Origin of the sequence: Shewanella sp. 8A, from assembly GCF_023475945.1 — a bacterium.
Classification (GTDB): Bacteria; Pseudomonadota; Gammaproteobacteria; order Enterobacterales; family Shewanellaceae; genus Shewanella; species Shewanella xiamenensis.
In genome coordinates this window covers 128,135-141,739 of the sequence record NZ_JAMDJP010000006.1, presented here as the reverse complement: position 1 = coordinate 141,739, position 13,605 = coordinate 128,135, and the positions used below count along the sequence as shown (strand labels likewise).

At 45.3% G+C, this 13,605-nt stretch carries 12 protein-coding genes; 4 read left to right on the top strand and 8 right to left on the bottom strand.

Features of this window, described 5'->3' with window-relative positions; translation table 11 throughout:
- Positions 1-36: 36 nt before the first annotated feature.
- From glnG to ovoA, 7 genes are all read right to left on the bottom strand, one after another.
- Entirely contained in the window at positions 37-1,452 is a 1,416-nt protein-coding gene (glnG, locus tag M0413_RS06610) for a nitrogen regulation protein NR(I) (RefSeq protein WP_037423096.1), read from the bottom strand.
- Between the two features lie 37 nt (positions 1,453-1,489).
- A complete protein-coding gene (gene glnL / locus M0413_RS06605; RefSeq protein WP_140907480.1) occupies positions 1,490-2,536 on the bottom strand; it encodes a nitrogen regulation protein NR(II) in 1,047 nt (348 codons plus the stop codon).
- Positions 2,537-2,657: 121 nt separating this feature from the next.
- Positions 2,658-3,191, bottom strand: coding sequence for a DUF4124 domain-containing protein (locus M0413_RS06600; protein ID WP_249553539.1), 534 nt, complete (start codon positions 3,189-3,191; stop codon positions 2,658-2,660).
- Between the two features lie 294 nt (positions 3,192-3,485).
- Positions 3,486-4,643, bottom strand: a complete 1,158-nt coding sequence (locus M0413_RS06595; protein ID WP_037425092.1) for an iron-containing alcohol dehydrogenase — start codon at positions 4,641-4,643, stop codon at positions 3,486-3,488.
- A gap of 150 nt (positions 4,644-4,793) precedes the next feature.
- On the bottom strand, positions 4,794-5,390 hold the full coding sequence (locus M0413_RS06590; protein WP_037425090.1) for a TetR/AcrR family transcriptional regulator: 597 nt from the start codon (positions 5,388-5,390) through the stop codon (positions 4,794-4,796).
- Between the two features lie 113 nt (positions 5,391-5,503).
- Positions 5,504-5,815 carry a pyrimidine/purine nucleoside phosphorylase gene (ppnP, locus tag M0413_RS06585; RefSeq protein ID WP_037423109.1) on the bottom strand — a complete coding sequence of 104 codons (312 nt, stop codon included), beginning with the start codon at positions 5,813-5,815 and terminating at the stop codon, positions 5,504-5,506.
- 656 nt (positions 5,816-6,471) lie between these two features.
- Entirely contained in the window at positions 6,472-8,571 is a 2,100-nt protein-coding gene (gene ovoA, locus M0413_RS06580) for a 5-histidylcysteine sulfoxide synthase (protein WP_249553586.1), read from the bottom strand.
- Positions 8,572-8,864: 293 nt separating this feature from the next.
- On the opposite strand from ovoA, the gene M0413_RS06575 reads away from it, so the two are divergent.
- Both M0413_RS06575 and M0413_RS06570 read left to right on the top strand, forming a co-directional pair.
- Entirely contained in the window at positions 8,865-9,848 is a 984-nt protein-coding gene (locus tag M0413_RS06575; protein WP_249553536.1) for a prolyl hydroxylase family protein, read from the top strand.
- A 141-nt stretch (positions 9,849-9,989) separates the two neighbouring features.
- The gene (locus M0413_RS06570) at positions 9,990-10,385 is read left to right on the top strand and encodes a hypothetical protein (protein WP_037423116.1); all 396 of its coding nucleotides are present in this window, start codon (positions 9,990-9,992) and stop codon (positions 10,383-10,385) included.
- An 8-nt stretch (positions 10,386-10,393) separates the two neighbouring features.
- On the opposite strand, the gene M0413_RS06565 is transcribed toward M0413_RS06570, so the two are convergent.
- The gene (locus tag M0413_RS06565) at positions 10,394-10,591 is read right to left on the bottom strand and encodes a hypothetical protein (RefSeq protein WP_099457300.1); all 198 of its coding nucleotides are present in this window, start codon (positions 10,589-10,591) and stop codon (positions 10,394-10,396) included.
- A gap of 366 nt (positions 10,592-10,957) precedes the next feature.
- Here M0413_RS06565 and M0413_RS06560 point away from each other — a divergent pair, with 366 nt between their 5' ends.
- Entirely contained in the window at positions 10,958-11,797 is an 840-nt protein-coding gene (locus M0413_RS06560; RefSeq protein WP_169548282.1) for a PfkB family carbohydrate kinase, read from the top strand.
- Positions 11,798-12,105: 308 nt separating this feature from the next.
- Positions 12,106-13,563: a sensor domain-containing diguanylate cyclase gene (locus tag M0413_RS06555; RefSeq protein ID WP_047538607.1), complete on the top strand. Its 1,458-nt coding sequence runs from the start codon at positions 12,106-12,108 to the stop codon at positions 13,561-13,563.
- The last annotated feature ends 42 nt before the right edge of the window (positions 13,564-13,605 follow it).

Sequence of the window (13,605 nt, the reverse complement as noted above, 5' to 3'; positions counted from 1 at the left end):
GATAATGATATCCCTTTTTTGCTTTTAAATGGATGGTTAATCCATAGACAATTCTTTCAGTTTTCGCGTTAAAGTATTTCTTCCCCAGCCTAAACGTTTTGCCGCTTCTTGTTTATGCCCTTGTGTATGTCGCAATGCGGTTTCGAGTAATATGCGCTCAAAGGCAGGCTGTACTTCGGTTAATAAATCGCTATTTCCCTCAGACAGTTTTTGGTCGATCCACTCGGTGAGTGCCGATTGCCAATCTTGGCTGCCTTTCGCCATTGGATTAATACTGGTAGGTTCCTTAAGTAACTCGGGCGGCAAGTCTTGGGGCAGGATTTCTTGTCCTGAGGCCATGACGGTGAGCCAGCGACAAGTGTTCTCGAGTTGCCTAACGTTGCCCGGCCATGGCAATTGCGATAGCTTAGCGGCGGTCTCCTTGGTGAGGATTTTGGCTTCGACACCAATCTCCTTGGCGGCGGAGGCTAAAAAGTGGCTTGCGAGTTGAGGAATATCCTCACGGCGTTGTGACAGCGGTGGCAAATGGATACGAATCACATTGAGGCGGTGGAATAAGTCTTCCCTAAATCCGCCTTTTAGGACTAATTGCTCTAGGTCTTGGTGAGTAGCGGCAATAATGCGCACATCCACTTGGACGGCGCTATGGCCGCCGACTCGATAAAACTGTCCATCGGCGAGAACCCGTAGCAAACGGGTTTGCACGTCTAGCGGCATATCGCCGATTTCATCTAAAAACAGGGTGCCGCCGTTAGCTTGCTCAAAGCGCCCTTGACGCACGTTAGCCGCACCAGTAAATGCGCCTTTTTCATGGCCAAACAGTTCTGATTCGATTAAATCCTTGGGAATCGCCGCCATATTCAAGGCGATAAAAGGTTTATCTTTACGCGGACTGTGCTTATGCAGTGCGCCTGCGACTAGCTCTTTACCTGTGCCTGATTGGCCATTGATCAGCACGCTGATTGAAGAACGCGACAGCCTACCAATGGCGCGAAACACTTCCTGCATCGCGGGGGCTTCACCGATAATTTCGGGGGTTTTGACTTGAGTTTCCTGCGCCGCTGGCGTTGGACTTTGCTCTGTTGCATGGGTCAGCGCACGCTCAACGAGGGAAATTGCTTCATCAATATCAAAGGGTTTTGGCAAATACTCAAACGCCCCTGCTTGATAGGCACTCACGGCACTGTCTAAGTCCGAATGCGCCGTCATGATGATAACGGGAATATGCGGATAGTGGATTTGCAGTCTTTCAAGCAGAGTTAAGCCATCTGTGCCCGGCATACGAATATCCGAGACGATGACCCGTGGTTGGGCAATCTCTAATGCTTGCCAAAGTGATTCGGCCGCAGCAAAGCTGGCGGTGCTAAGTTTAGCGCCTTGGAGCGCTTTTTCGAGCACCCAACGTATTGAGCTATCATCGTCGAGGATCCACACTTGTTCACTGATTCGCATTTTGCTTCCTCATACGGTATGTGTTGGTTTTGCTTAATTATTTGGCACTTAAAATCGGTAGAGAGATAATAAATTCTGTGTGTCCAGGGCTGGAGACGCAATCAATTCTGCCCGAGTGTAATCTGGCAATGTTGTGGGCAATCGATAGACCCAGCCCAGAACCTTGCTCACGGCTGGTGACCATGGGATAAAACAGTGTGTCCATGAGCTCAGGTGGAATGCCTGGGCCATTGTCGATAATGGACAGGGTCAGTACGAGCTTGTGGCGCTGCGAACCGATAGTGACTTGGTGTTGCGTGCGGGTGCGGATTAGGATTTCGCCGCCGGTATACTCGAGGGCTTGCACCGCATTCTGCAAAATATTCAACACCGCTTGCTGCATTTGATCTGGGTCCATCTCGATATCGGGGATCGAGGGATCATAATCCCGTTTCAACTGGATATTGGCTGGCAGTGCGATTTCCACCAACTTGTACACTTTTTGCACCACTTGATGAATGTTATGCAGGCTATGTTGAGTGGGGCGCTGCGGGCCGAGCAGTCGGTCGACTAAGCTACGCAGCCGATCAGCTTGTTCGATGATGAGATTAGTAAATTCCTTTTGCGCGGGATCGTCGAGTTCCCGCGAGAGCAATTGCGCTGCGCCACGCAAGCCGCCTAAGGGGTTTTTAATCTCATGGGCTAAGTTACGCACTAAGAATTGTGCTGCCTGCTGCTGTGCATCTTGGCTAAGTTGCTGGTGGATACGTCGCTGTTGGTCGACTTGCCTAAGTTCAAGCAGGCTCAGCTGTGCTTCATCCTCGAGCGGGATCAGTGTCAGATCGACTGTGTGATGCTGGGCATCTAAGGTGACTAACGTCGCGGTGTTAACGGTGAGACTTTGCCCAGCCTTTACCGCATCGCTAAGGAGCTGAGCATCGACACCGAGCGCTTGATAATGCTCGGGTAATGCTTGTTCGACTAGCCTGTGGCTACCGACACCTAACAGTTGCTCTGCAGCGGCGTTGGCATAACAAGGCTTAAGATCCTTATCGATGACCAGTACCGCGGTCACTAAATGATTGAGCAGAGTCTCTTTATCCATCTACCGTTCCTGAAAATAGGGTTGCACCCTTATGTTGCACCGATTTGGTGCATGCTGCAACTCGACTTCGTCAAACGGCTTAATGTATTGCTTGCAACCTAACTAATTATTATTAAACCATTTAATTTGATTTTGGTTGCTTTTTAGGTGCTGGAGTCATCGCCGCTTGATGAAGAAATATCTTTCTTGGTGAGCTAGATGCAAAGACTTTGCCGTTTTGAGTCATCGCATCGACAACAATGGTATGTTCACCTCTGTCGATGTTGTTCAACTGAAATGTGCCGCCAATTTGGGGTTGGCCGATGGCTTTACCATCGAGTTTAAGGGCCATGAGATATTGGCTCTTGATTTCAGGGGTGACTGTGGCTGTGACTTGGAAATCGCCATTATTATCCCTGACGGTTTCCTCTTCTTCAGGGGAAGTTATGACGACTTGGTATTTGGTTTGTTCAATGGCTTGCGAGTCATTTGTATCAGGGGTTACGGGGGGAAGAGTAATTTGGTTTAGCGTTTTTTCTTTTAATTCAACAATCTCAGCATTTGGATGTGGCTCATCGGAATAATGAACTTTACCGTCCTTATCGACCCACTTATATACTGTTGCCTGCGCGAATAAGCTAAGCAGCACTAAGCTGATGAGAGTAAAGAAACGCATGCAAAAATCCTTTTATCAGTAAGATAAGATTATCCAAGAGTAGTCGTTTTTTCATCAAAAATCATGGTGTTTGTGCATCAGTAATGAGGATTTATCGGCGATAAACGGGTTTACAAGATGACAAGGTGTGACTGATTGATGTCGCTAACGCCATTACAAATATTTCTTTAAAACTTGATGCCCCTAAGTGTGAGTACCCTTTGCCCCGTTTGAGGGAATATCAACGCACCATTATGGTGCGTTGATAGTGTAAAGTCTCACGGCAGCATGGGATTGCAGAGGTGTGAGATTGAACTATAAGGCGAGGGTTAAAATATCGCGGCTCATGGCGGGATCGATATTGCCATGTTCACCTAAGGCAACCATGCCATGTTTCTCGAGTTGAGCAACAACCGCATCGACAGCTTCTTTACCTAAATCATAGCCAGATAAGTGCGTTGCAATGCCCATGGCTTCGAAAAATGCTTGGGTTTTCGCAATCGCGGCCTCGATTCGTTCGTCTTCGGAGCCTGTGGTGATATGCCATACTCTGTCTGCAAATTGCAGTAATTTTTCACGCTTAGCCGTTTTTGTGCAGCGTAATAGTGCTGGCAATACAATGGCTAAGGTACGCGCATGGTCAATATCATAGAGTGCGGTGAGCTCATGGCCAATCATGTGAGTTGCCCAATCGTGCGGAACGCCTGTGGCAATCGTGCCATTGAGTGCCATGGTTGCGACCCACATCAGGTTGGCGCGGATATCGTAATCTTCAGGTTTGGTGAGTGCTTGTGGGCCTAATTCAATCAAAATTTGCAGTAAACCTTCGGCAAATCTGTCCTGTACCGCGGCATTGACTGGGTAAGTGAGATATTGCTCGGTGATATGCACAAACGCATCGACAACACCGTTCGCCACTTGTCTTTCCGGTAGGGTAAAGGTTTTGGTGGGATCGAGGATGGAGAATTGTGGATACACTAAATCGTTACGGAATGGCAGCTTTGCTTTCAAAGATTTACGGGTCACCACACTGGCATTGTTCATCTCTGAACCTGTGGCCGGTAGGGTTAATACCGAGCCAAATGGCATGGCTTTGGTCACCTTGGTGCCCCAGCTCGTGAGAATATCCCAAGGCTCGCCTTCAAATACCGCAGCCGCGGCAACAAACTTAGTGCCATCGATGACCGAACCGCCACCAACGGCGAGTAAGAAGTCGATATGTAATTCACGTACTTGCGCGACCGCTTGCATCAGAGTTTCGTAGGTTGGATTGGGTTCGATCCCCTCAAATTCGACCACAAAACGATTTCCAAGCGCTTGTTTTACTTCAGCTAAGGTACCTGTTCGTTTGGCGCTGCTGCCGCCAAATAGCACCATCACTCTGGCATTGCTAGGCACTAAGGTGTCGATTTCAGCTATGGTATTTTTACCAAAATGAATACGAGTTGGATTGTAGTAGGTGAAATTAAACATACTGCTATTTGTCCTATGGTTGGAAAATGAATTTAGTAGACCAGTCGTCTATATTGGTTTGGCTACTAAATGATAAATCAAGCCGACGAGGCGATATTTCATTGTTCATTAACGGGTTGCTGATTAATTGGTGTGCCAGTGTTGCTGGCATTAACCCATGGTTTTGGTCTTTAAAATAGATTCGGTCATTGCAAGGGCGCGCTCTAAAGCTGCGCGGCTGTGGCCGAGTTTATTCATCAAACTGGCGCCGAGCCACATGTGATACAACAACTCTGCTGTTGCCTGAGCATCCTGTTCACAGATGGATTTATCGGCAATCCCCACTTGAATGCACTGGGTTAAGCGCTCAATGATGCCAGCCGACCCCTTTAAAAGCACAAGGCGCATAGCCTCAGAGAGATCGGCCACCTCAGCACTTAACTTAACGACTAGGCATTTTTGATCGACACAACCGTCCTGCTGCACGTGCAACCATCTTTGCCAGTATTGCATTTGGCGATCAAAGCCAGAGAGCTGTGGGTTGGCAAATAAGCTATCAAGCTCTGTTTGGTATTGCTCAAAATAACTGGTTAACAGTGCCTCACCGAATTGCTCTTTGGATTCAAAGTAATGGTAAAACGAGCCTTTTGGTACTTGGGCGGTCTTGAGTAATTGGGCTAATCCTAGACACGAAAAGCCTTGCTTAACGATCAGCGAGTAACCGACGTCGAGAATATGCTGACGGGTTGATTGGGTTTCTGTTTTCATGGCGAAGGAGTCTATAGCAAATTAGACCAGTCGTCTAGTGGTTGGTTTTTATACAGATGTATTGTGTAAACAGCGGAATGCTCAGTTGACTAAGCATTCCATCGACTTGAACGCTATAGATAGCTGCAGCAATATTCTGCTATGTCGCTATTGCGAATTTTAAAGCTGACATTGGCCGCAAGCTCAAACTGGCTGCCTTCGCTAAATATTTGCCAAGTTGAGCTATTTGGCAGTAATACCTCAAAACTGCCGCTGGTGACTTGCATGATTTCACCCTGTGAGGTGGAAAACTCGTATTCTCCAGGAAGCACTACGCCTAGGGTTTGTTTACTACCGTCACTGAAAAATACACTGCGGCTAGCGACCTTACCCTCAAAATAGATATTGGCTTTTTTGGCTACTGCTACTTGCTCAATTCGTTCCATCCCGTGCTCCAATTACTTTATGTTTTATGAATATGTATGCAATTCAAGGTTATTTTAATTCTGTCGTCAATATGATTTTTTACTCTATAGCTGCTTAATAAATAGGATTTTGTGCACACAGGATTTGTTTTGGGTGTAAGTGCATAAACTTTCTAAGTTATTCTATGTTATTACTCGTTGGTGCTGGCATACCTAATAAAATAATCTGGCTTAGCAACCATAGTGCAGGTGATGGCTGGATGAGGTACTTTATATTAGGTTAAAGACTTCTGATAGAGCTCCATTATGCTTCGACTTGCCTAAAGCACTTTGAACTCGCGCTGAATGAACAGATGTTTAATGCCATTGGTATTAGGGCGTGTTGACGTTTCGAGATTAGATTTTGTTCGTTCTGGCAAGCACGTGCTCGCGAAACGAGGAATGATGTGTCGTTATTCTACTGAAACGTCAACACGCCCTAGTAGAGGAATACAGTGCTGTGATAAGCCTAGCCGCTTCCAGGACAGAGAGTTTATTGGGTTAGTAAATCAACTTGGTTATCGGTAAGCAATATCAAAAGCAGATCCTTGCCATTGGGGCCGCAAATGTCACAGAGCTGTCTGTTATGCATCCGCCAGAAGTGATTCTCTGGCGGATTTTTTCTTTAATGTTCTCGGTTATCGTTTACGCCAGATCGTCATTTCTGAGAGGGAATGTTGGAACTTGCGTTTAGTTTCACGGATAACAAAGGGGATTTCCTTAACCGCGACTAGCTCAAATTGGCCGATCAAGGTTTCGGTCAATCCATCTAAAGTGGTGAAGTTTTCCCCTTTTACTTTGATGCCTCCGAGCCATTTCTCTTTTGGTGTGTAATCCTCAAGCCAAGTATAAGGTGATGCAATCACTAGGTAGCCACCTTGGTTAATGCGTTGGCCAATACTGGTGAGGAAATGTTTGGGATCGTTCAACCTGTCGATAAGGTTTGAGGCATAAACTAAGTCGTAACCTGTGTAGATCGGCTTAAGATTACAGGCATCACCTTGCATGAAGTTGACTTTTTTGGCTTCTTCCTGGTAGCCCAGTTTAGCAAGGCTGACACTCTTAAACTCTTGTAAATCGCCCTCGGTGCGGATGGTATAGCGTTTTTCGCCTTGTTCAGTCAGCGCGTAGGCTTGTTGAATAAAACGGGCCGAAAAATCGATACCGTCAACATGGTCGAACACTTTAGCTAACTCAAAACTGGCTCGGCCCACCGAACAGCCGATGTCTAATGCCTTCGCGGTATGCTCAAGTTGGATTTCGTTTAACGCCTGTTGAACGCCATTAACGCAGAAATTCGGGACGCCAAAATATTGAGCGCCATAATGGAATTCTAAATATTGAGAAATCAGTTCATCGGTTTCGTACACATTAACCTCGGCCATTTGCTCTGGGTTTTGCAGGGACTCCACATAACGAAATCCGGCATGTTGGTAGAAGTGACGGCGAAACGCGTAGCGAGAGGCTGCAATGGCTTCATTGCCCGTCGAGATCCAAGAGCCCCCTTTAATCAGGTTATGTTTACCATCGAAAGTTGGCGTTGAAAAATCATCGTAGAGTGGATGCACTGCAAAGCCATTAAAACCATCGATAGCAGTTTCGGTCCATTGCCAGACATTACCGACAATGTCGTAAAATTCATTATGTTTAAAGCGATTTACCGGACAAGAGGAAGCGTAGTAGGCCAGCGAGATATTCCCTGGTACTTCTTGCCAGTCGGGGGCATCGGTTGGAATATTTTCTCGTAAAATATACCATTCCGCCTCAGTCAGAAGGCGTATGTTGCTTTGAGTCTGGCGCGCTTTCCAATAACAAAACGCTTTAGCTTCGAGTTGATTGACTTCAACTGGCCAATTAAGGGGAAGTGGAATTTCGCTGGTAAGATTTCGTTGCCACCATTGGCCCTCATAACGGCGCCAAAAACGTGGCATCTGGGCTTGAGTGTAAGCCAGCCATGCACGACCTTCTTCATTCCAAAACTCGGGCGATTGATAGCCTCCGGCTTCAACAAAGCTTAAATATTCTTGATTACTCACTAAATACTTTGAGGCTTTAAAGTCTGCCACTTTAAAACTCTTATTGCCGTATTCGTTGTCCCAGCCGTAGGTTTCATCTTGCTCTTTTTTACCTAAAGTGATTTTTTTGCCCGCCACAGCAATCAGCTGGTTAGCGTCTATCGTTCCATAGTCTTGGCACTCAGGCCAGTGAGCACTTGGGGATACTTCCTCTAAAGGCAACTGACGGATAATGACTGATGAGGTTTCTAAATGGATACGTTCATGCTCAATCCCCATCAAAATGACCCAAGCAGGACTGTCCTGAGTGATAGGCAAGGTGATTGGCATAGTATCAATTAATTGGTTAACAACGCGATTCACCTTGTCTCGATAGTCTTTTACCTCGGTGACCGTTGGCCATTGGTAGTGGGTTTCATTGAGATCGTCCCAAGACATCTCGTCAACACCAATAGCAAACATCGACTCAAAATGATCGTTGACTCTGTCTTCAAGATATTTGCCCAGTTTGAGCTTATTGATGTAGAAGGTCGCGGTGTGGCCAAAGTAAAAAATCAGCGGATGGCGTAAAGGCTCGGCTTTTAAATAATAGGCCTGGTCGTGTTTTATCAACTCGAAGAGCGACTCATAGAGCGTCCAAGTTTGATTGAAGTAGTGCTTAAGCGCTTGACGTTTTAGCGTTTCATTATCACCCGTAAGTTTGAGTGTTTGCAAAACAGGCATGTTCGATTTCTCCATAGGGCAAGCGGGTGCCATTGTTGTTGCCATGGGTTGTCAGGCTCAATACGTCACGGTTGGTTATCGGATCACTTTACCAACAAAATGTGGCAGTTATTTATCTGAGTTTTCAAGCTAACAGAAACCAAGCCTGAGATGAAACTAGGATTGTATTTTTGTACTCAAGATTGATAGAGACAAAAGACGATAAAACGATCAATTGTAAATAAAATGTTTCTTCGCAGATTCGATTCAGTTTTAATGAGCATAGTAGGGTTGAGTTGTGAATAGGTCTTTATATGCAGCAGTTATTTGTTCAATTATTAGAAGAGCGTTATTTCAATCGTTTGCCTGAGGCGTTAGTACTTAAGTTGGCAACTGAGTCGGCTGATTTTGTGCGTTTTTGGTTAGTTCACTGCATGCGTAGCATGGTTTCTGAAAGAGAGCTGGCCATCGCTTTGTTTTTCAGTGCTGAGTGGGTGTTAGAGGAACTGGCGAGTTTAAAATCGTTCTGGGGTTCCTATGTTTTGATGGAAGATCCTCTGCAAGCGCAAGAGGTTAAAGCGCAATTTTGTTATTTCGTACCTTGGCTAAAAACGATTACGCCCCGCCACGCTGATGCGATCAATGTGTTTGCTGCGCTATTGGCTTTTGAGCGCAGGCCGACTTCAGCCGGGAAGCAACTGCAATCGGCAACGCTGTCCCAATCCCAACTACCTGTGAATTTACTAGACGATATCAAGAGGTCTTCATTGCCCCATTTACGGCCTATTACTGTGTATGGACATCAGGGAAAGGGGAGTGTCGAAAGTGGTATCCGCAACAACATGCATTACCCCACACCGATTCCTAATGACAATCTTGCAATGGCTTGTGTTGAAAGAGTCATTGCCAAGTTTGCAGGGGTTAAGTTGGCGTTTGCGGAACCCATCGTTGTACTTCGGTACGAGCCTGGCCAGTTTTATCAATGGCATTATGATGCAATACATGCATATACGGCTGAAATTGAAGCCGAATTGGCACGTTTTGGCCAAAGGTCAAAAACGGCTATTTTGTATCTTAATGATGATTTTGACGGAGGCGAAACGGAGTTCAAGGCACCTTATATACAAGTCAAACCTGAGACTGCCGCTATTTTGGTTTTTGACAATACGGATCAAACAGGCAAACCCATTCCTTCCTCATTGCACCGTGGCTGTGAGGTAACAGCGGGGCAAAAATGGGTTTGTACCCAGTGGTTTAGAGATAAGCCGTTTTGGTTAAGAGCGGGCTTGTTCGGCTAGCTTTATCTGTATTTGATAAAGGAATTGCCGTTTACTGGATTGCGCAAGGATAAAATTATTTTATCTTTGGGCAGTATTTTATCGGCTAAGGTTAGGGCAGAATGTTCACGTCCGTAAAATTATTATGCAGGATATAACGGGATGGCAATGAACGCATTATGGATACCCGCTTGGTATGAGCTTGATCCGTCGATCGTTGTGGGCGTGACTGAAGAGTTTTTATTTCATAAACCCGCTACCAATGAGGTATTAAGACTTTACAGCGGAGCGAATAAAACTGAAGCAGTTAAGGCTACAGGGGCAATTGCAAGCATTCACCACAAAGTCTTGGGGGATATTGAAAGTGTGGATGCGCAGGGGCTTGATTATACGATTGTTTTAAAAGATGGCCGTCGTTTATTGGTGAATGCTGAGGAAGATCCTGGCCTACTTTACGAATGGGTTGATGACAGTTGGCAACCGTCGGAGATGGTTATTCAGGATTGGCAACTTGAGGTCAAGTTTGCATCACTTTCGCCATTTAAGGCGGTTGATTAATTCTCGTGTTATTTTTCAGAGCAGTCAGGCTCACTTTGTTGAATCGACTGCTCTTCAAACAAGGTTTGTAGTAATCGATATTCATGTTGGATTTTTGCTACATAAACATCATGAAAATTCAGCTGATGAAATTCCTCTACGCATTGCCGATAACGGCGTAATTGTTCTTCGCTATCCATATCTTCATGCAGCCAGCCCATTAACATACGAATTCCTTTCGTTTTTATCCTTGGCACCAAGTTTAACCTTTTTCTAATTTAAGGCTCGCTTGAATCTTGGTGACATTTTTATGTTTTCATGAGTAAAGCTTACGTTTTTCAAGATTATTCATATTATTTATCATGTTCTTAATCGAACATCGTCTTTAACTGTTTAGCCTGAATGTGTGGTGTTGCTGAATTTGATTATGGTCAAGGTCTTACAACAAAAGCCCGTTTAAGCTGACATTTGATGAATAATAGGTATTAGATACTCAGATTGTGCCACCTCGCATTTTGGTCTAGATTGGGGGCTCTTTTAGCCCCAAACGTGTCCCGGTTGGGCGTGGTATTCTCTTTCAATGGAGCCTTGTCATGGCAAATATTTTGCTGGTGGCCAACCTTAACTGTGACCGTGTGTTAATCCTTGATAAACCTTTAAAAACCGGTGGTCGCTTTCATTATCAAGATGGCGGTCAACGGCTAGGCGGCGGTGGGGCGAATACGGGGCTTGGACTTGTTTGGGCAGGTCATCGAGTTGCATTAGTCAGCCAAGTGGGTAGGGATGAAATGGGGGATTGGGCTATCGCCGAGGCGAGTACCCAAGGGCTTGATTGTCGTTTAGTGCAGCGCCGCGCAGGGAATACCTGCGAGATGCTACTGGTGATGACTCCTGACGGTGAGCGCACCATTATCCGCCCGCAGCGGCCAGTTTTTGAGTTATCAGTTCCACCAAAATGGCAGCATTGGGATGCGTTATATTTTAATACATCAGCGGAAGGGACTGTAAGTTGGGCTAAAACGGCACTGGATCATTGCCTTGTGATCGCGCAACTGGCCAAGGATGATAGACCACGCCCTTGCCATGTACTACTTGCTTCTATGAGTGATATGCATGGACGATGTGATGTCGCCTCTTGGGATTACGGTGTAAGCATTGGTGGTGAATCATTACGTTATTTTGTGGTGACTGATGGTGTCCGTGGCGCGAAGGTTTATACCCAAGATGATGTGCAGCATGTGCCTGCGGTGCCTGCTGAGGTTGTCGACACCACGGGTGCAGGGGATGCCTATGCTGCTGGGCTTATTCATGGACTCTGTGCTGGCAAATCTATCACTCAAGCAATGTCTGAAGGTGCTGTTTGGGCGGCTTTTGCAGTCGCAACAGACAGTTCTATTCCTGGTGAAGCTTTAAAGCAGTATTTAGAAGCATAATGTGGAAATGGGCTGCAACCGTTAAACAATTTGGACGTCATTTTTCTGTCATCTTGGATTGATAAAGTGTGCACAGTGACGGAGAGCTCTTGTCCTTTAACGTTTGCTTGCGCTTTTCTCCCATTTTGTTGGTTCGCTTGTTTGCCTCGTTTCCCCAACGGGGCATTTTTTTACCTCGAATAATGTTATTTCGTCGAAGAACATTCATATAGCGGAAATATTGTGCGGTCATTGAGGGATTGCGTTAACATTTAGGTAACTCACCACGCTACTACAAAATAATAAGCCTACTGCTGTTGGAGTTGGAAATGGGCAATCACGTTTGGAATGATAAAAAGAAGTTTATTTGGCTACTTTCTGTGTTGTTGCTAGTTGCCTTTTTAGTGACCAGTGGTATTAGCTATAAAGTGGCCCATGACTCTTTGAGTCAGCAAATTGAAAGTAATACTTTACCTTTAACAAGCGATAATATTTATTCAGAAATTCAACAAGATCTACTACGTCCGATCTTTATTTCCTCCCTTATGGCACAGGATACCTTTGTGCGTGATTGGACATTAAACCATGAGCAAGAGCCTGAAAAGCTGATCCGTTATCTGAAAGAAATCCAGGATAAGTACGATACTGTCACCAGCTTTTTTGTTTCAGAACAGAGTCGCAACTACTACCACTCATCGGGGGTGTTAAAGAAAATCCAAGATATTGAGCCTAATGATGCTTGGTATTTTCGTGTCCGTTCGTTACCAGAATCAGAACATTATGAAATTAATATCGATGCTGATACCGCTGATCGCACTAAAACAACCGTATTTGTTAACTATAAAGTTTTTGATTTTGAAGGTAAGTTTATGGGGGTTACTGGCGTTGGCCTTGCAGTTGAAAAGGTCAAGGCGCTGATTGAACTCTATCAAAAGCGTTATAACCGTCGGGTTTTTTTCACCGATAGACAGGGGAATGTTACTCTCCATGGTGATGAATATGATGGCGCTAATTCACTGCAAGCCAGCACTGGCTTGGAGCAACTATCAACGCGCATTTTAACTAGCCCAAGCGCCGCATTTAGCTATCAGCGCAACGGTAAAACGGTCTACTTAAACAGTCGATTAGTGCCTGAGTTCAAGTGGTATTTAATTGTTGAGCAAGAAGATGCTCCGCAAGAACAAGAACTGCTTAATACCTTTTGGGGGAACTTAGCCCTAAGTTTGGTCGTGACCATAGGTATTTTGTTTATTTCAAACATGACCTTAGGGCGCTATCAGCGCAAACTTGAGGTTATGGCATCAACTGACAAACTCACTGGTGCAGCTAATCGACAAGTCTTTGAAGAGTATTTCCATCAGGCATTAGACAAAGCTAATTTGTCGCAAACTCCTATTTCAGTTCTCCTTGTCGATATCGACCACTTTAAAAAAGTGAATGATAGCTATGGTCATAGTATTGGTGATTTAGTGCTCAAAACGGTCACTAACCTGCTACGTAGCCAGCTAAAACAGCAAGATATACTTTGCCGTTGGGGTGGGGAAGAGTTTTTGGTGTTATTGCCAGAGATGGATTTAAGCCACGCGGCAGAGTTGGCGGAACGTTTCCGTGATTCGATTTCTCAGCGCGAGTTGAAGGTCAATGGAGTACATATTGCTATCACAGTCAGTATTGGTGTTGCAGAATATCAAAAGCTTGAACCGGCAGAGGATTTAATAAAACGAGCCGATTTAGCTTTATATCAAGCGAAAGAAGCTGGCCGTAATCAAGTAGTGTTAAATCAGTGATACCCAGATTTTAGAGCAAGCTCGATTTGTTTAGAGTATGTA

Coding starts and splice junctions, on each gene's coding strand:
- M0413_RS06555 (WP_047538607.1), top strand. CDS start 12,106: ATGGGCAATCACGTTTGGAATGATAAAAAGAAGTTTATTTGGCTACTT.
- M0413_RS06565 (WP_099457300.1), bottom strand. CDS start 10,591: ATGTTAATGGGCTGGCTGCATGAAGATATGGATAGCGAAGAACAATTA.
- M0413_RS06575 (WP_249553536.1), top strand. CDS start 8,865: ATGCAGCAGTTATTTGTTCAATTATTAGAAGAGCGTTATTTCAATCGT.
- ppnP (WP_037423109.1), bottom strand. CDS start 5,815: ATGGAACGAATTGAGCAAGTAGCAGTAGCCAAAAAAGCCAATATCTAT.
- glnG (WP_037423096.1), bottom strand. CDS start 1,452: ATGCGAATCAGTGAACAAGTGTGGATCCTCGACGATGATAGCTCAATA.
- glnL (WP_140907480.1), bottom strand. CDS start 2,536: ATGGATAAAGAGACTCTGCTCAATCATTTAGTGACCGCGGTACTGGTC.
- M0413_RS06560 (WP_169548282.1), top strand. CDS start 10,958: ATGGCAAATATTTTGCTGGTGGCCAACCTTAACTGTGACCGTGTGTTA.
- M0413_RS06600 (WP_249553539.1), bottom strand. CDS start 3,191: ATGCGTTTCTTTACTCTCATCAGCTTAGTGCTGCTTAGCTTATTCGCG.
- M0413_RS06595 (WP_037425092.1), bottom strand. CDS start 4,643: ATGTTTAATTTCACCTACTACAATCCAACTCGTATTCATTTTGGTAAA.
- M0413_RS06570 (WP_037423116.1), top strand. CDS start 9,990: ATGGCAATGAACGCATTATGGATACCCGCTTGGTATGAGCTTGATCCG.
- M0413_RS06590 (WP_037425090.1), bottom strand. CDS start 5,390: ATGAAAACAGAAACCCAATCAACCCGTCAGCATATTCTCGACGTCGGT.
- ovoA (WP_249553586.1), bottom strand. CDS start 8,571: ATGCCTGTTTTGCAAACACTCAAACTTACGGGTGATAATGAAACGCTA.